Source organism: Pseudomonas sp. S1_E05 (genome assembly GCF_056337105.1).
This window is the reverse complement of sequence record NZ_JBFRHM010000001.1, coordinates 1,039,416-1,056,768: the sequence shown is the minus strand read 5'-3', so window position 1 is coordinate 1,056,768 and position 17,353 is coordinate 1,039,416. Positions and strand designations below refer to the sequence as shown.

At 61.4% G+C, this 17,353-nt stretch carries 12 protein-coding genes and 4 pseudogenes; 13 read left to right on the top strand and 3 right to left on the bottom strand.

Annotated elements, in window-relative coordinates; translation table 11 throughout:
* Positions 1-33: 33 nt before the first annotated feature.
* Positions 34-1,623, bottom strand: a complete 1,590-nt coding sequence (locus tag AB4N33_RS04940) for a GMC family oxidoreductase (RefSeq protein WP_476456592.1) — start codon at positions 1,621-1,623, stop codon at positions 34-36.
* A gap of 28 nt (positions 1,624-1,651) precedes the next feature.
* Positions 1,652-3,081 (bottom strand): annotated as a pseudogene (locus AB4N33_RS04935) (NAD-dependent succinate-semialdehyde dehydrogenase).
* A gap of 181 nt (positions 3,082-3,262) precedes the next feature.
* Between AB4N33_RS04935 and AB4N33_RS04930 the strand changes: the two are divergent.
* From AB4N33_RS04930 to AB4N33_RS04895, 8 genes and pseudogenes are all read left to right on the top strand, one after another.
* Positions 3,263-3,658: a cupin domain-containing protein gene (locus tag AB4N33_RS04930; RefSeq protein WP_460123771.1), complete on the top strand. Its 396-nt coding sequence runs from the start codon at positions 3,263-3,265 to the stop codon at positions 3,656-3,658.
* Entirely contained in the window at positions 3,655-4,413 is a 759-nt protein-coding gene (locus AB4N33_RS04925; RefSeq protein ID WP_476456591.1) for an HpcH/HpaI aldolase family protein, read from the top strand. Before AB4N33_RS04930 ends, AB4N33_RS04925 begins: the two co-directional genes overlap by 4 nt.
* A gap of 27 nt (positions 4,414-4,440) precedes the next feature.
* The gene (locus AB4N33_RS04920; RefSeq protein WP_476456590.1) at positions 4,441-5,373 is read left to right on the top strand and encodes a DUF6282 family protein; all 933 of its coding nucleotides are present in this window, start codon (positions 4,441-4,443) and stop codon (positions 5,371-5,373) included.
* 10 nt (positions 5,374-5,383) lie between these two features.
* A complete protein-coding gene (locus tag AB4N33_RS04915; RefSeq protein WP_460123762.1) occupies positions 5,384-6,445 on the top strand; it encodes a beta/alpha barrel domain-containing protein in 1,062 nt (353 codons plus the stop codon).
* 413 nt (positions 6,446-6,858) lie between these two features.
* Positions 6,859-8,268 carry a PAAR domain-containing protein gene (locus AB4N33_RS04910; RefSeq protein ID WP_476456589.1) on the top strand — a complete coding sequence of 470 codons (1,410 nt, stop codon included), beginning with the start codon at positions 6,859-6,861 and terminating at the stop codon, positions 8,266-8,268.
* 523 nt (positions 8,269-8,791) lie between these two features.
* A complete protein-coding gene (locus tag AB4N33_RS04905; protein ID WP_476456588.1) occupies positions 8,792-9,124 on the top strand; it encodes a hypothetical protein in 333 nt (110 codons plus the stop codon).
* A 277-nt stretch (positions 9,125-9,401) separates the two neighbouring features.
* A complete protein-coding gene (locus AB4N33_RS04900; RefSeq protein WP_476456587.1) occupies positions 9,402-10,820 on the top strand; it encodes a sodium:solute symporter family protein in 1,419 nt (472 codons plus the stop codon).
* Positions 10,817-12,176, top strand: a pseudogene (locus tag AB4N33_RS04895) (amidohydrolase). The gene AB4N33_RS04900 and the pseudogene AB4N33_RS04895 overlap by 4 nt, the downstream one beginning before the upstream one ends.
* Positions 12,177-12,344: 168 nt before the next feature.
* Here the strand turns inward: AB4N33_RS04895 and AB4N33_RS04890 are convergent.
* On the bottom strand, positions 12,345-12,896 hold the full coding sequence (locus AB4N33_RS04890; protein WP_460123745.1) for a cytochrome b: 552 nt from the start codon (positions 12,894-12,896) through the stop codon (positions 12,345-12,347).
* Positions 12,897-13,095: 199 nt separating this feature from the next.
* Here AB4N33_RS04890 and AB4N33_RS04885 point away from each other — a divergent pair.
* The 5 genes and pseudogenes from AB4N33_RS04885 to AB4N33_RS04865 all read left to right on the top strand — a co-directional run bounded on the left by AB4N33_RS04885 (position 13,096) and on the right by AB4N33_RS04865 (position 17,352).
* Positions 13,096-13,774 (top strand): annotated as a pseudogene (locus AB4N33_RS04885) (thermostable hemolysin).
* Positions 13,764-15,244: pseudogene (locus AB4N33_RS04880) on the top strand (AMP-binding protein). The pseudogenes AB4N33_RS04885 and AB4N33_RS04880 overlap by 11 nt, the downstream one beginning before the upstream one ends.
* A complete protein-coding gene (locus tag AB4N33_RS04875; RefSeq protein ID WP_476456586.1) occupies positions 15,241-15,915 on the top strand; it encodes a TenA family transcriptional regulator in 675 nt (224 codons plus the stop codon). Before AB4N33_RS04880 ends, AB4N33_RS04875 begins: the two are co-directional and overlap by 4 nt.
* On the top strand, positions 15,902-16,711 hold the full coding sequence (locus AB4N33_RS04870; protein WP_476456585.1) for an SDR family oxidoreductase: 810 nt from the start codon (positions 15,902-15,904) through the stop codon (positions 16,709-16,711). The genes AB4N33_RS04875 and AB4N33_RS04870 overlap by 14 nt, the downstream gene beginning before the upstream one ends.
* Positions 16,708-17,352: a tetratricopeptide repeat protein gene (locus AB4N33_RS04865; RefSeq protein ID WP_476456584.1), complete on the top strand. Its 645-nt coding sequence runs from the start codon at positions 16,708-16,710 to the stop codon at positions 17,350-17,352. Before AB4N33_RS04870 ends, AB4N33_RS04865 begins: the two co-directional genes overlap by 4 nt.
* Position 17,353 lies beyond the last annotated feature (1 nt).

The following is a 17,353-nucleotide window of genomic DNA, read 5'->3' as shown; positions in this document are numbered from 1 at the left end:
TTTGTAATTGTTGTTTTGGTGAAGCGAGCCTGATCAGGCCTGGGCCGACAGGATGAAATCGGCGCAGCGCTCGCCGATCATGATGCAAGGTGCGTTGGTATTGCCACTGACGATCGTCGGCATGATCGACGCATCGGCCACCCGCAGCCCCTGCACGCCACGCACGCGCAAAGTCGGGTCGACCACGGCGGCAGCGTCCGAGCCCATCCGGCAGGTGCCAGCGGGATGGAACACGGTTTTGGCAACGGTGCGCACGTAGTCCTCGAACACCGCGTCGGGCACGTCGTCGTTTTCCGGGAGCATGAGCATGCGCTCCACTACGCTGGCCAGCGCGGGTGCACGGAGGATCTTGCGGGCCAGTTTCACCCCGGCCACCATCGTGCGCATGTCCTCGGGGTCGCTCAGGTAGTTGGCGTTCAGTGCCACGTCCGCCAGCGGGTCGGCGCTTTTCAGGCGCAGCCGGCCACGGGATCGCGGGCGCAGCGCGCAGGGGTTGACGGAGATGCCATGGCCGGCCGGCGGCATGCGGTCGATATCGCCAACCAGCGCCGGCACCACGTGGAATTGCACGTCCGGGCGACCGCAGCCAGTGGCATCGACGAACGCGCCGCTTTCCACCACGTTGGAACTGAGCAGGCCCGTGCGCGTGGCCAGGTATTTCAGGCCATGGCCAACGGCGCGCAGGCCACGGTCATGCCCGAGCAGGCTCGAGGGCTGGCGGGTCTGGGCGTAGACCGATGCGCTGAGATGGTCCTGGAAGTTCTCACCGACTTCGGGAGCGTCCACCCGCACGTCGATGCCCATCGCCTGCAAATGCTCACGGGGTCCGATCCCGGACAGCATCAGCAGTTTTGGCGAAGCGATGGCTCCGGCACTGACGATCACTTCGCCACGGGCACGGAAACTCAACTCACGGCCGGTCTCATCCTGCGCCTGCACGCCCACTACCCGCGAACCGTCGAACTGCAAGCGGGTGACGTGAACACCCGTCATCACCTTGAGGTTGGGGTTCTTGCGCATCGGCCGCAGGTACGACGCCGCCGAACTGGCGCGACGGCCGTCGGCGGTGGTGGTCTGGTAGAAACCGGCACCTTCCTGCTTGACCCCGTTGAAGTCATCGTTGGCCGGCACGCCTGCTTCTACCGCTGCCTCGACAAAAGCCCGGCTGAGGAAATGCTTGTGCCGTGGATCGCTGACCTTCAGCGGCCCCTGTTGTCCGTGCAACTGACCGCCCAGGCGGGCGTTGGCTTCGCAGCGGCGAAACACCGGCAACACGTCCGCCCACCCCCAGCCCTGGCAACCGGCGTTTTTCCAATCTTCATAATCCTCGGCCTGACCGCGAATGTAGATCATCGCGTTGACCGAGCTGCCGCCGCCCAAGGTGCGGCCCTGGGGAATGAACACTTCGCGCTGGTTGACGAAGGGCTCGGGCTCGGTGCGGTACATCCAGGTGCGGCGAGTGCCGTGTACGCGGATGAACGTACCGGGAATATGCACATAGGGGTGATTGTCGGCCGGGCCGGCTTCAAGCAGCAGCACCTGCTTGCCAGCCTGGGCCAGCCGCGCGCTGAGCGCACAGCCGGCCGATCCGGCTCCGATCACGATGTAATCGAAGATTTCCATTATTGTTGTTCTCTTAAGCGAAGAAAGATCAGCCGACCTGGCTCACGAATTTGGTGGTGAAGTAGGCGTCCAGTCCCTCGCTGCCACCTTCACTGCCATAGCCGCTGTCCTTGACGCCACCAAACGGCGTCTCTGGCGCGGCGAGGCCGAAGTGGTTGATCGAGACCATGCCCGACTGCAACTCGTCAGCCAGCAGCGTGGCGCGCTGCACCGAGCGGGTGAAGGCAAATGCCGCGAGGCCAAATGGCAGGCCGTTGGCCTTGCTGATCACTTCTTCCAGGGTGTCAAAGGCCACGATCGACGCGATTGGCGCGAACGGTTCTTCGCTCATGATCCGCGCGTTTTCCGGTACTTCCGTCAACACCGTGGCCGGGTAGTAGAAGCCGGCCCCCTCGCCGCCCTGTCCACCCAGACGCAGTTGCGCGCCGACAGCCAGGGCATCGTCTACGTATTCCTGTGCTGCCGACACACGACGCGGGTTGGCCAATGGGCCGAGCTGAGTGCTGGCGTCGTGGCCATCACCGAGCTTGAGGTTGGCGCTGACGCGGCAGAAGGTTTCGACGAAGCGCTCATAGACACTCGCCTGCACATAAAGCGGGTGGGCGATGCGCAGATCTGCCCGCCGTTGCGGAATTTGAGGTTGGCCCCCAGGGTGGCGACCGCATCGACGTCCACGTCGTCGCAGACGATAAACGGCGCGTGTCCGCCCAACTCCAGGGTGCAGCGTTTGAGGTACTGCCCCGCCAGGGCACCAAGGGCGCGGCCCACCGGCACGGAACCGGTGAAGGACACCTTGCGGATGATCTCGGAGCGGATCAACTGGTCGGACACTTCAGCCGGCACGCCGAACACCAGGTTCACCACGCCCGCCGGCACGCCGGCATCCTGAAAGGCACGGCACAGTTCGATGCACGAGGATGGGGTTTCTTCCGGGCCCTTGGCGATGATCGAGCAACCGGCGGCCAGGGCCCCGGCAATCTTGCGCACCAGTTGGCTGACCGGGAAGTTCCACGGGCTGAACGCCGCGACCGGGCCAATCGGCTCGCGCAACACCAACTGACGCACGCCGCTGGCACGCGGTGGAATCACCCGTCCGTAGGCGCGACGGCCCTCTTCGGCGTACCAGTCGATGTGGTCACCGGCCCCGAAGGCTTCCATGCGCGCCTCGGCCAGCGGCTTGCCCTGTTCGAGGGTGATCAGGGCGGCAATTTCGTCGGCGCGTTCACGCACCAGGTCGGCAGCGCGGCGCAGCACTTTGGAGCGCTCGTAGGCCGACGTCTTGCGCCACACCTCAAAACCACGCGCGGCAGCCGCCAGCGCGCGATCCAGATCGGTGGAACTCGCCAGGCTCAATTGGGCGATGACCTCGCCCGAGGCAGGATTGAACACATCGGCGCGGCGTGGGTGATTGCCGGCAGACCATTGCCCGTCGATCAAAAGGGATTCTATGACTCGCATGGATGGCACTTCCTTCACTTTGTTTCTTTCGTAGAAACGTTGTTTTTTTGTACGACACAATCCTAGGGTTGCTGACGGACCGCTGTCAAGGTCGAAAAAGTCTCTTGACCGGGGCCTGACAGCCGGCGTAGGTTTATCTCACAACGAAACATCATTCTTATAAAAGAAACGGAGAAACCCGATGAGTCTCGCCCATGCCCTGCTTCACAACTGGAATGAGCTGCCCCGCGAAACCGTGCGCAAAGGCGTCGAGCGCGTTGCCTTTCGCGGCGACGACACCTTGTGCGTGATGAACTGGCTGACCCCGGGCATGGACGTGTTCCCGCACAGCCACACTTTCGAGCAACTGGTCATCATCGTGCAGGGCCGGGTGCGCTTTCACCTGGACGATGAAGTGGTCGAAGGCGGCCCGGGCAGCATGATCCGCATCCCCCCACACGTTGTGCATTACGCAGAACCCCTGGGTGATGAAGTGGTAATGAACCTCGACGTGTTCTCGCCGATTCGCGACGACTACCGCCACCTGATCGAGTATCAGGATGCCGAATTCGCCCCGGCCAAAGGCCAGCCGGCATGAGCTTCGCCAACCGGCTGCGCCAGGGCGAGCGTCTGCTCAGCGCCTTTATCAAGACGCCCAGCCACGCCGTGATCGAGATTGCCGGCGACACCGGGTTGGATGCAGTGGTGCTCGACGCCGAGCACGCGCCCTTCGACGCCGCCGCGCTGGACATCAGCCTGCTGGCCTGCCGTGCCGCCCGCACCGGCGGTCTGGTGCGCGTGCCCGACAAACGCCCCGCTACCTTGCAACAGGTGCTGGACCTGGGTGCCGACGGCCTGGTGTTGCCGCACATCATCAGCGCCGACCAGGCCAACTCGGTGCTCCAGGCGATGTATTACCGCGACGGCACCCGGGGTTTCTCCAACTCACCCCGGGCCGGTGGCTACGGTCGCGCCAACCTGGCCGAGCACTTGGTGGCCGAGGACGGTCGCCATGCGGTCATTGCGCAAATCGAGGACCGCGAAGCGCTGGAGCATCTCGACGACCTGGCTCGCCTTGCGCGTATCGACTGCCTGCTGGTCGGGCGAGCCGATCTGAGTGTGTCCTTCGGCGCTGACCGGCTGGACGACCCTCGGGTTGAGGACGCCGTCAGCCGGGTACTCGACGCGGCTCAGGAGGCGGGCAAACCCACCGGCATGTTCGTCGCCAACCTCGAAGACCTCGAACGCTTCGCCGCCCGCGGCGTGAGCTTTTTCATCCTGGGTTCCGACCAGGCGCTGCTGCGCGCCGGCTGGAGCCAGCAAGTCCGTCAATTCCACGGGTCGGCCCGCTGACCCGCACCACAACAAGAGAGACCTTCCATGAATGCAATCATCGACACCCCGATCAGCGCAGAACGCCAGGCGCACATCGACGACCTGCTCAAGGGCGCCATCGACCTGCACTGCCACAGCGGCCCTTCGGTCATGCCGCGCTACTGCGACCACGTCGAAGCCATGCGCGAAGCGTCCGAAGCAGGGCTCAAGGCGGTGCTGCTCAAGGACCACTACTACAGCTGCACGCCGGTCACCCATATATTGAACAAGCACTTCAGCGAACTGAACGTGCACATGCTGTCCGGCGTTCCACTGAACAACGCCGTCGGTGGCCTCAACGTGCATGCCGTGGAACATGGCCTGACCCTCGGCGCGAAACTGGTGTGGATGCCGACCTTCTCTTCCGCCAACCACATTGCCCATCACCACCAGGATAAGAAGTTCGTCGAGAAATTCCCGCAGACCACCCAGCGCATGCTGCAACCGATCCCGCTGACCGTGCTGGACGACAACGACCAACTCAAAGACGAGGTCAAGGCCATCCTTGACCTGATCGCCGCCCAGGATGTGGTGCTCTCCGCCGGTCACCTGAACATCCGCGAGATCTGGCCGCTGTTCGAGGAAGCGCGCCGGCGTGGGGTCAAGCGCCTGCTGGTCAACCATCCGACCTATGTAGTGGACGCGACCCTGGACGACATGCGCCAACTGGCCCGTGACGGCGTATTCATGGAGCACTCGATGTGCATGTGGGTACCGGGTTCCAAGTTCAAGTTCTACGACGACACCTTCCTGCGGGAGGTGATCGAGGCCGGCACGGTCGACCTGACCATCCTCGGCTCCGACCTCGGCCAGCAAGGCAACCCGGGCATCGCCGACGGCTTTCGCAACGTGATCGGCCAGTTGATCGACCTGGAGTTCAGCGACGCGGACATCCGCAAGATGACCTCAGGCAACGCTGCCCGCTTGATGAATCTGTGAGGGCATTGGCATGACGCGACTGACGACCACCATCGGCCGGCTGACCCTGAAAAACCCGGTCATCTGCGGGGCCGGTGAACAGACCATGACCGCCGACGCCATCCGAGCCGCCCTGGCCAGCGGCGCCGGTGCGGTGGTGGCTAAATCCACCAACGAATCCCCTGCCGCCAAGGAGCAACTGGACAAGACCGACTACGTGCTGCTCGATGCCCAGTGGAACCGCCTGCCCTGGAACTTCCAGCCGCCGGCCGAGGCCAGCCTGTTCGGCCGCTCGGGCCTGGTCCAGCGCGACTTCGAGCAGTGGCTGCAAGAACTGGCGATGCTTGACCGCGAAGCCCGCCTGCAGGATGCCTACGTCATTCCAAGCCTGATCCTCAGCGATCTGGAACAATGCGCCGCATTCGCCCAACGGATCGAGCAGGCCGGCCTGCGCGTCTTGGAACTGAACATCGGCGCGCCCCACGGCGAAGAAGCCGCCAAGGGCGCCATCGTTCTCGAACGCGGCGCCGCCCGCATCGAAGCCATCGTGCGCCGCCTGCGCGAAGCCACCACCCTGCCCCTGTGGATCAAGCTCACCGGGCAAAGTGAAGACGTGGTCGGCCTCGCCCAGGCCGCACGCCGTGGCGGCGCCGACAGCGTGGTCATGATGGGCCGCTTCATGGGCTTTATACCCGACCTGGAAACCGGCCTGCCCCTGCTCGGCACCAGCGCCGCTATCGGCGGCGGCTGGGCCCTGCCACTGACTGCCCGCTGGGTGATGCAGACACGCAAGGCCATGGGTGACGACTACCCGTTGATCGCCACCAACGGCGCACGCAGCGGGCTGGACGTGGCCCGCTTCCTGCTGGCCGGGGCCTGCGCCACGGAAATGACCTCGGCGGTGTTCACCGGTGGTTACGGGGTGTTGAGCGAGGCCATCGAGGAGCTGGAGGCGTACGTGGCCAAACGCGAATCGACAGTCAGTGAGTTGCTGGGCAGCGCGGCGGACAAGGTGCAGACCTATCAGCAGCAGCCGAGCCGCGAGGGCTGGTGGGAGCAGTTCGCCCCAAAGTGCCAAGGGTCTCGCGCCTGAGGCGGTTGGGGCGGGAGATCACTGAGAGTTGGCGGTTGTTGGCGCCTTGAAGATCAGTCGGCTGGATGAGTTGCAGGTCAATTCGTTTGCTTAGCTTGGCACCGAACATGTGGAATCAAAAAAGGACCTGAGGGTCCTTTTTTGATCGAGCCAAACAGCTAAAGGCCAATACCGTGCTCCACCGGCATTAAACAGCCGCCTTCTGTAGGACTTTTGGTCGCCGCCACCGCGAACTTTCCTGTTCTTTCCTCAAGCCGCAGATTTCGTGCTGCATTGGCTTAAGCTCCCGCCGCATTATTCCCCCAGCAGCTTGATCAAGGCTCGCTGGGGGCTCTGTTTGAGATCCGAAAACGGAGAGTCGACTGACGGTCGCAAGCGTTCCGGACGCGACCGAATGCAAGGGAGAAAACACTTTGAACGAAGGCTATTTCATCGGTAAAGGCGACAAGACCACCTGCGGCGGCCTGGTCATGGATGGAAACTCTCGAATCAATATGCACGGCCTGTTGCAGTCCTTTGAGGGTGATCGGGTCTCCTGTGGAGTGGATGGGCAGACCTACGGAATCGTCGGCGGCATTCCTTTTATGAGCGGTAACGGTCGGCGGATGGCCGGCACCCTGCACAGCGCCAGCAATTGCCCCTGCAAAGCCCAGCTGGTGCCCTCTTTAACCGCGGCAAGCTACCGAACAGAGGGCCGTGCAGCGCAACCACACAGCCGGGCCACCCAATCGGTCTCGCCCATTGCGGCTCGGCACACCGCAGCACCACCACAATCCACATTCGCAGCAGCCACCCGCTCGACCCCGGCAACATTCGGTGGCCCAGCAGGCCAGGAACCCGGCTTCTACATCGTGCCCAAAAGCACGACCCGTCAGGCGCTTGAGACCACGCTACTCCCCTCGCCCGACGCCGCCGTGATGAACAAATTCAGGACACTCAACCCGGGTCGTGAGGATGTCAAAGCGGGCTCGATGATCGTGCTCAGCGACCCGAACAACTTCCAGTGCACCCGTGAAGAAGCGTGGCTGATGGAAGCCGCCGCCAAGACACAGAACGCCCTCAAAACGCTGAGTGCTGATGAAGCAGACTTCATGGTGCGTCACTATTCGGAAATCTCCACCTTCCTGTCGCACGGCTCGACCGGGATTGGCTTGGCCACTGCCTCGTTTGCCAGCCACCTGAAAAACTTCGAGTACCTACTCAAAGACATGGAAAGCCTGCACCACAGATCATTCCAAACCCACGGCCATCTGCGATCGCCGGAGTTCTTCGCCGAACGCCAGCGCCTGCTGAAGATGCTGGACAACAGCCTGAACGGCCTGACCAAAATCAGCACCGGTTTCCCGGACCACCCTAACCTTAAAAGCGCGCTGGGCATCTCCACCAAAAGCCTGGTGCATCAATGGACCAAGGCTGGGGTTGCGGGACAGATACCAGGTTACGCGACACATCTTGAGGGCGTAGCGAAGGCGTCCAGGTATGTTCAATACGGCGGGTGGATTGGTACGGCGATTGGGGGTGGGGCTTCGTATATGAAGGTTCAGGATGTGTGCACGGCGGGAGATGCGCAGGCTTGTGAGCGGGTGAAGTTTACGGAGGCCGGGAGTTTTTTGGGTGGGGTTGTAGGGAGCGCAGCAGTTGGCGGTGTTCTAGGAGGTGGTAATGCAACAATCCTCTGCATTGCACTTGGCGTGCCCACGGGCGGTGTAGCTACCGTTGCTTGCGGGCTCGCTGCTGTGGGAATTGGAGCACTTGCGGGTGGAACAATTGTTGGTATGGGGGGAGGGTATTTAGGTGAGTTGATCTATGAGACTGTCCAATGACGACTGCCATGAGCATCGCGAGCGCCTTTTGTGGACTAATGATTCTTCTGACGTCCATTTGGATAGTATTCGCGCTCCGCATTGCTTACACAAAGATGGACTTAATTTTGGATCTTCTGAAATACAGTACGGCTGTCCGAAATCGGACTTTTTTCAGAAATCTGGGCCCATGGGGTCATATAATTCTAATAGGGTCGATTGCCGGAATCGTCACGTCGCCAGGTTTTTTCCTGAAACATGGCGGTGTCTGTAGTGAAGAATTGAACAACTTTCCAGCCCCCTAAAAAAAACATTAGCCATCCTATACAAGGCAAATATATTGCTAGTTTTTACCTTAATATTGTCAGTGGTGATTGCAAAAACCATCCAAATACTTGGGCTATAACTCACCATACAATAACAAATTACTTTCTCGCGTCACTCATGGCAATCACAATGCTACAGACAGTGCTTTTTTGACTCAAAAGCAACTGGCGTAGCCATCAACTGATTTTCTTACTAACTTAAGTATATGGAACGCCTTTTGAATAACTTGGGGAACCTGCACCACAGATCATTCCAGACCCACGGCGATCTGCGATCGCCAGAGTTCTTCGCCGAACGCCAGCGCCCGCTGAAGATGCTGGGCAACAGCCTGAACGGCCTGACCAAAATCAGCACTGGCTTCCCGGACCACCCTAACCTCAAAAATGCACTGGGCATCTCCACCAAAAGCCTGGTGCATCAATGGGCCAAGGCAGGGGTAGCAGGACAGATACCAGGTTACGCGACACATCTTGAGGGCGTGGCCAGGGCGTCCAGGTATGTTCATTACGGCGGAAGTTGGTACGCCAATTGGCGATGGGGCTTCGTATAGGCCAGCTCAGGATGTGTCCATGGCGAGGTCCCACGCCGGCTTAGCGTGCCCCCCCCCTACCTTGCAGGCTCAGAACATCGCAGATGCCACCCGAGCTCTCGACTCAATACCTTCAGAGCATCAAACAATACTTGTTCGATATTAGACACGTTCAGTCTTACAGGGGACCCTGATCACCATTACAACAATACTTAATGGGTATGATCATGCCAGCCACCTGCCGCAGCTCCGCCAGCGTTTTCCCATCCATCTTCGACACCGTGATGGGATAACGAACATGCACACTTCCTCCTCCTGGGTTGTCCTGTCCATCACCGGTATCTACATGCTCAGCCTCGCGCTGATCAGCTTCAGCGTGCGCCGCCATTCGCGCAGTGCCAACAACTACACCACTGGCGGCGGGCATTTTCCCGCCATCCTGATTGGCTTTCTGATGTTGTCGGAATTCATTGGCACGGCCGTCAGCATTGGTACCGCGCAGACCGGTTTCAAGACCGGCATTTCGGCAGCCTGGAACCTGTTTGCCCTGGCACTGGGGTTCGTGTTGTTCGCCTGGTTGCTGGCGCGCAAGTACAAGGATCTGGGTGACAACACCATCTCCGGCGTGCTGTCGCGCAACTACGGGCAACGGACCCGCTTCGCCACCTCGATCATCACCATATTCGCCCTGGAAATCGTCGCGGTTTCGATTTACGCCAGCGGCGGTGCGGTCCTGGCGAGTGTGATGCAGGTAGACCGCACGCTGGCGATCATCATTGTCGGGGTAGTGTCGGTTTTGTACGTGAGCATCGGCGGCATGCGCTCGGTGATCTATACCAACTTTGTGCACGCCAGCCTTAAATACCTCGGCGTCGGCCTGGCGCTGTGGTTCGGTTTGAAACAGGTGGGTGGCATCAGCACGCTGCAAGCCCCCCAGTTACCCGCCAGCATGTTCGACTGGACCGCCATTGGCTGGGGCCAAATTATCGCCTGGATGATCGCCGGTATTGGCTCGATTTTCTCCACCCAATACGTGATTCAAGCGGTCAACACCGTCAGCGACGCGGGCAAGGCGCAACGCGCCTGCTTCTATTGCGCGGTGTTCATGGTTCCGTTCGGGATCGGCGCAGCCTTGATCGGCATGTGCAGCGCCGCCTTGTTTCCTCAGGTGGATTCGTTGCAAGCCTTCCCGCGCCTGATCGCCAGCATGGATCAACTGACCGCGGGCCTGGTAGTCGCAGGTTTGGCCGGGTCGCTGTTCGGCACCATTTCTGCGGTGAGCATGGGTTCGGCCACGCTGTTGCTGCGCGACTTTTACGAGCCGTGGTTCAACCTTGAAAAGAACGATGCCAAGTCCCTGCGTTTTGTTCGCATCGCCACCATCGCCGTGGGCCTGTTACCCATCGCGCTGGCACTGACTTCAGACAAGGTGCTGATGATCGCTTTCCTGGGCAAGGCCTTGCGCGCTTCGCTGGCCGTGCTGGTGCTGATGGTGTTCTACGCGCCGAGGTTCGGCACCGCGACGGCCGCGTTCCTGAGCATCATCGCCTCGCTGGTTGCGACCGTTGGCTGGTTCCTGGCCGGCAACCCATGGGGCATCGACAACGCCTACATCGCCCTCTTCACGCCACTGGTGATCATGACCATCGGCCACGTGACCCGTCGCGGCCCCGGCCAGGAATCGCTGGGACAGGCAGCGACCGAAGGGATGAAATGATAACGCTCAAACCCTCAAAATGGCTGGCCGCCCTGCTACTGGGCCTGGCCGGTAGCGCCCAGGCGCAATCACCCAGCGCCCTCGAAGAGCAGGCTTACAGCCGTGCGGCAGAAGTGGAAGCCAAACTGATCGAATGGCGACGCGACATTCATCAACATCCAGAACTGGGCAGCCAGGAGACACGCACCGCCAAGCTGGTGGCCGACCACCTGCGCAAACTCGGCCTCGAGGTGCATACCGGCATCGCACACACCGGCGTGGTCGGCATTCTCACTGGCGGCAAGCCCGGGCCAGTGGTCGCACTGCGCGCCGACATGGATGCCCTACCGGTCAAGGAGCCCGAAGGTTTGCCGTTCGCGTCCAGGGCCCGCGGCAACTATCAAGGCAAGGAAGTGGACGTCATGCATGCCTGCGGCCACGATGCGCACACCGCGATGCTGATGGCCACTGCCGAAGTGCTGGCGGGCATGCGCGATACCCTGCCGGGCAAAGTGATGTTCATCTTCCAGCCTGCCGAAGAAGGCTCAAGCCTGCCCTCCTCCGGCCCAAACGAGCTTTGGGGCGCGCAACGGATGCTGCAGGAAGGTTTGTTTGACACACTCAAACCCGATGCAGTCTTCGCGGTACACGTGATGCCAGGTCGATCAGGGGGAGCTCAGTTGGCGCACAGGCGCGACCACCGCCAGCAGCGATGATCTGAAAATCACCGTCACCGGCAAACAGGGCCATGGCGGCATGCCCTGGAACACAGTCGATCCCATCGTGACGGCGGCCCAAGTCATCACAGGCCTGCAAACCGTCGTCAGCCGCCGTACCAATCTGACGCAATCGCCAGCGGTGGTCACCGTGGGCACGATCCAGGGCGGCAGCGCGGCCAACATCATTCCGGAAAAGGTGCAGATGACCGGCACCATTCGGACTTATGACGAGAAGGTCCGGGCGCAGATTGGGCGTGATGTGAAGCTGACGGCAGAGAAGATCGCTGAAAGTGCGGATGCCAAGGCTGAGGTGTCGGTGATTGCGGGGTATGGCACCACTGTGAACGACGAAAAGCTCGCGGCGCAGATGGCTCCCGTGCTTGCGCGGGCTGCTTCGGGGAAGGTTGCGACCAGCCCATTGGTGGGTGCGGCTGAGGACTTCTCGTTCTTTGCACGAGAGGCGCCCGGGCTCTTCATCTTTCTTGGAGTAACCCCTGATGGCCAGGACCCGGCCACCACCGCACCGAACCATAACCCGAATTTCATCGTGGATGAAAAGGCCCTGGTGGTTGGGGCTCGGGCACTGTCAGGGTTGACTGTCGAGTTTTTGCAGACGTCGGCGGCCGAACCAGGCGCCGGTATTATCTCAAACCGGTAAACCCCGGTCCGTGGAGAGGTTCAAGCGTTCGCCTGGTCGAACGCTTGCCCTTTGACGAGCTCTACCCGTTCATCTCCAAGTTCGACGTTGGAGTCCTCCAGAACACACTCGCTCCGGCGGTGCCGCCCGATGGATCGACACGGAACCGTCAATATGGCTTCTGAACAGTCAGAATCGGTTTCGCTCCAACAGCATGCGCGTCAGCGTGTTGTCACGCACCCAAAAGTGATGGAACAGGCCTGCCGCTGCATGCAGACCGATCAGCCAGTAACCAGCGGTGCCCACCAGTTCATGCCAATACTTGAGGCGCTTGGCGAGGTCCGGGTCGACTGCCACCGGCGCTGGCAGGTGAAACCCAAAATACGGAAAAGGCTTGTCGGCAGCGGCCAGCATCAACCAAGCCAGGATCGGGGTGGCGATCATCAATCCGTACAGCGCCAGATGCACCAGATGGGAAAGGCCGGTCTGCCACGCGGGTGGTTTCGGGATGATCGGTGGACGAGGCGTCAAGCGGCCCAGTAGCCGTACCCACACCAGAAGGAAAATGCTCAAGCCAAACAGGCCGTGAAACCCCATCAACAGGCCTCGCGCTTCGCTGCCCTTGGGCATCCAGCCTTTGATTTCGACGCAAGCGTACACGCCAACAAACAGCGCCAGCATCAACCAATGAAGCATGATCGACAGTTTTCCATAACGATGTGCCGCCGTCTCGTGGTGCATAAGGTGCCTCGTCGTCAACAACTGCCGACCGATTCGGCAGTCTCAATACGGTTCCAGGGCGAACCGACGCCGCTACCCTGCCCTGGCAGTCTTAAGACAATCTGAAGATCGACAGCTCGTTAACATTTTTTCACCTTCAGACTTCGTTAAGAAACGGCTTGGATACTCCCCTCAAACCCATTGAGGGAGGCGTTGCGCCATGCCCGATACAGACTGGAACATTCCCCTGCCCTTGCACTTCGGTCGGGCAGAAACTCAGCGGATGAGTCTGTTCAACGCATTGCCCGGTGATTCACGGCGAGCGCCTTTTTGAAGCCTTCATTGAGCACCAGTTTCGCAAGACTCATGGTGCCGATATCCGCCACTTCATGCCCGAGCTGTTCGGGATGCTCAACAGCGCGGGCCAGTTGTGCGCAGTCGCTGGCGTACGACGAGCCCATCGTGAGCCGCTGTTCCTGGAGCGTTATCTGGACGAGCGAATCGAGCCACTGATCAGCGCGGCAGCCGCTCGCGGAGTGGAACGCAGCGAAATCGTCGAAGTCGGCAACCTTTGCGCCAGTGACACGGGCAGCGCACGCCTGAGCATCATCGCCCTGACTTACCTGCTGGGTATGGGCGGCCCGGAATGGGTGACGTTCACCGGCAACATCGGGTTGGTCAACAGCTTCCATCGCCTGGGTCTCAAACCGGTGACGCTGTGCGCCGCCGACCCCAAACGCCTCGGCGAGGACCGCCACGACTGGGGCAGCTACTACGAAAGCAAACCCTGGGTGCACGTCGGGAACATTCGCGCCGGGTTCCTGCATTTGCGCGATATCGGAGTGTTTAACCGGCTCGGATTGCCGACGCCGATCGAAGGAGCCTTCCATGTCGCTTGAACTGCAACGGTTCCATGAAACCCTGCGCGGCCACGCCGGGCGCAACGACAGCAGCGTGGCGCTGTGGGGCGATACGCTCAAGATCGACTACCCGACGCTGTACGCCGAGTTGCTGTACCGCCAGGAGCGCCTGCGCGATGAGAAGGTGCAGGTCGTTGCGTTGGCGCTGGACAACGGCGTCGAAGCCATGCTCTGGGACCTGGCAATACTGTTCGAAGGGCTGACGTGCGTATGCCTGCCGCCTTTTTCAGCGCGGCGCAACGTGCCCACTGCCTGGAGCAGAGCCAGGCCGAACGCGTCATCGCCGAGCCGCAACTGGACACCGAAATGCTCACAGCCGGCTATGAAAAACGCGGCGAATTCTGGTGCCGCGCTTTTGCCGGTCCCAACAGAATGCCAGTGGGCACCGCCAAACTGACCTTCACCTCCGGCACCACGGGCACGCCCAAAGGTGTGTGCCTGAGCGCCGACAGCCTGCTACGGGTCGCGCGGGAGTTGGAGCAAGCCAGTCTTGCCAACGCGCCACGACACCATGTGGCACTGCTGCCCCTGGCGATTCTGCTGGAAAACCTGGGCTGCTACGCAGCGCTATATGCCGGTGCAACGCTGAGCTTGCCGAGCCAGGAAACCCTCGGCATTCAGGGCGCCAGTGGCGTCAATGTGCCGCGTATGCTCGGCTACCTGGCCAGCCGCCAACCTGAGAGCCTGATCCTGGTGCCGCAACTGCTGTTACTGCTGGTCAGCGCTGCGGAACAACACGCTTTCAATCCGCGCACCCTGCGCTTTGCTGCCGTGGGTGGCGCACGGGTGGCGGAGGAGCTGCTGCACCGCGCTCAACGGGTGGGGCTTGCGGTGTACGAAGGCTACGGGTTGTCCGAATGTGCCTCGGTGGTTTGCCTCAACCGTCCCGGTGCGCAGCGCCCCGGTAGCGTCGGCAAGCCCCTGCCCCATGTAGCGCTGCGATTGGCGCAGGACGGTGAAGTCATGATCAAGGGTTCGAGATTGCTCGGCTATCTCGGCGAACCTGCGATCACTGACCCGTGGTGGCCGAGCGGCGATCTGGGCGAATTCGATACGGACGGTTTCCTCTACCTCAAGGGACGCAAGAAACACCAGTTCGTCACCAGCTACGGGCGCAACGTCAACCCCGAATGGGTCGAGGCCGAACTGACTCAGCGCCGGCACATTGCCCAAGCCTTCGTCTATGGCGAAGCCCTGCCCCACAACCATGCGCTGCTCTGGCCGCACCGCCCGGATTGCACCGATGCCGAGCTGCAAGCCGACGTCGATGAAGCCAATGACGTTTTGCCCGATTACGCCCATGTGCATCACTGGACGCGTCTGTCTCAACCTTTCAGTGCCGCCAACGGCCTGCTCACCCCCAACGGCCGTCCACGCCGCGACGCCATCGTCACGGTGTATCACCACCTGTTGACTGAATCCGCCGTAACCGAGGAATCCGCATCATGAGTTTTTTCGACACCCTGCAAGAAGCCACGCAAAAGGAACGCCATGAGCTGTTCAACCTGCCGATCATCGTCGATGCCCTTCAAGGCCAGGTCAGCCTGGAGAGCTATCGGGCGTTCCTGGCACAGGCTTATTACCATGTGCGCCACACCGTGCCCCTGATGATGGCGTGCGGCGCAGCCCTGCCGACGCGCCTGGAGTGGTTGCGTAAAGCGGTCTGCGAATACATCGAAGATGAGTACGGCCATGAACAGTGGGTGCTCGACGACATCGCTGCCTGTGGTGGGGATCGTGACGCCGTGCGCGACGGCCAGCCATCGCAAGCGATAGAGCTGATGATCAGCTTCCTCTACGACCTGATCGCCCGCGGTAATCCGGTGGGCTTGTTCGGCATGGTCAACGTGCTGGAGGGCACCAGCGTCGCCCTGGCTACGCACGCCGCCGCCAGCATTCGCGAGCACCTGGCACTGCCCACTTCGGCCTTCAGCTACCTCAGCTCCCACGGTTCGCTCGACATCGAGCACATGCAGACTTACCGCCACCTCATGAACCAACTCGAAGACCCGCAGGATCAAGCGGCGGTGATTCATGCCTCGAAAATGGTTTACCGACTCTATACCGAGATGTTCCGCGGCCTGCCCCGCCACGCGGAGGCACAAGATGCAGCTGCATGAGGCCCGCGTGGTGTTGACCGGTGCCAGTGGCGGTATTGGTGTGGCGATCACCGGCGCTCTGTGCGCCGCCGGTGCGCGCGTGCTCGCCGTGGCACGGCATCAGCAGGCGTTGTTGCCACTGCTCAAGCGCTACCCGCAGAACCTGAGCTGGATCGCGGCCGATCTCACTTCGTCCGATGACCGACGCCAAGTGCTGACGGCTGCCGAGGCCATCGGCGGTATCAACCTGCTGATCAACGCCGCCGGCGTCAATCACTTTGCCATGCTCGAACAACTGGACGACAGCGACATCAACGACATGCTGGCGGTGAACATCAGCGCCCCCATCTGCCTGACCCGACTGCTGTTGCCACTGCTCAAGCGGGCTGACAACGCCATGGTGGTCAATGTCGGCTCCACCTATGGCTCCATCGGCTACCCCGGTTATGCCAGTTATTGCGCCACGAAGTTTGCCCTGCGCGGGTTTTCCGAGGCTTTGCGCCGAGAACTGGCCGATACCCGCGTCAACGTGTTGTACGTCGCGCCCCGCGCCACCCGTACGTCGATGAACAGTGCCGCCGCGCAAGCCTTGAACGATGCGCTGAAGGCCAGCGTCGACGATCCGCAAACCGTGGCAGCGGGAGTCACTCATGCGATTGCCGGTGATCGTCGAGACCTGTACCTGGGCTGGCCGGAGCGGTTTTTCGTGCGCCTCAACAGCCTGCTACCCAATCTGGTGGATCGGGGCTTGCGCAAGCAGTTGCCGCTGATCCGTCGCCTGAGTGAAAAAAACGAGAACGAGACGCCAAAATCATGAAGAAAATGTTCGCATGCCTGCTGCTCGGCGCCCTCAGTCAAAGCGCTCTGGCACTGGACGCCGCCGATCAACAACGCCTGAACAGCATTCAGCAGGGTTGGGCGCGCATTCAGTACGAGACCCCGGAAAACCAACGCGCTGCTGCCTTTGAGCAACTGGCAGCCCAAGCCTCCAACTTTACAACCGAGCGTCCGGCCGTGGCCGAGGCCTGGATCTGGAAAGGCATCGTCACCAGCAGTTGGGCCGGCGCCCAGGGCGGACTCGGTGCCTTGAGCAAAGCCAAGGACGCCAAGGCCGACCTGGAAAAGTCGCTGACCCTGGACCCAAAAGCGTTGCAAGGTTCGGCCTATACGAGCCTCGGCGCGCTGTACGATCGGGTGCCCGGCTGGCCGATCGGCTTCGGCGACAGCGACAAAGCCGAGCAATTGCTCAGGCAAGCCCTGCACTTCAATCCCGACGGCATCGACAGCCTGTACTTCTGGGGCGATCATCTCTACCGTCAGAAACGCTACGCTGAAGCCAGGGCCGCGCTGCTCAAAGCCCTTCAGGCAGCGCCTCGGCCGGGCCGGGAAAGCGCTGACGCCGGGCGCCGCAAAGAAATCGCCGCTTTGCTGGTGGACGTGAACAAGAAACTCGACTGAC

Coding starts and splice junctions, on each gene's coding strand:
- AB4N33_RS04940 (WP_476456592.1), bottom strand. CDS start 1,623: ATGGAAATCTTCGATTACATCGTGATCGGAGCCGGATCGGCCGGCTGT.
- AB4N33_RS04930 (WP_460123771.1), top strand. CDS start 3,263: ATGAGTCTCGCCCATGCCCTGCTTCACAACTGGAATGAGCTGCCCCGC.
- AB4N33_RS04925 (WP_476456591.1), top strand. CDS start 3,655: ATGAGCTTCGCCAACCGGCTGCGCCAGGGCGAGCGTCTGCTCAGCGCC.
- AB4N33_RS04920 (WP_476456590.1), top strand. CDS start 4,441: ATGAATGCAATCATCGACACCCCGATCAGCGCAGAACGCCAGGCGCAC.
- AB4N33_RS04915 (WP_460123762.1), top strand. CDS start 5,384: ATGACGCGACTGACGACCACCATCGGCCGGCTGACCCTGAAAAACCCG.
- AB4N33_RS04900 (WP_476456587.1), top strand. CDS start 9,402: ATGCACACTTCCTCCTCCTGGGTTGTCCTGTCCATCACCGGTATCTAC.
- AB4N33_RS04890 (WP_460123745.1), bottom strand. CDS start 12,896: ATGCACCACGAGACGGCGGCACATCGTTATGGAAAACTGTCGATCATG.
- AB4N33_RS04875 (WP_476456586.1), top strand. CDS start 15,241: ATGAGTTTTTTCGACACCCTGCAAGAAGCCACGCAAAAGGAACGCCAT.
- AB4N33_RS04870 (WP_476456585.1), top strand. CDS start 15,902: ATGCAGCTGCATGAGGCCCGCGTGGTGTTGACCGGTGCCAGTGGCGGT.
- AB4N33_RS04865 (WP_476456584.1), top strand. CDS start 16,708: ATGAAGAAAATGTTCGCATGCCTGCTGCTCGGCGCCCTCAGTCAAAGC.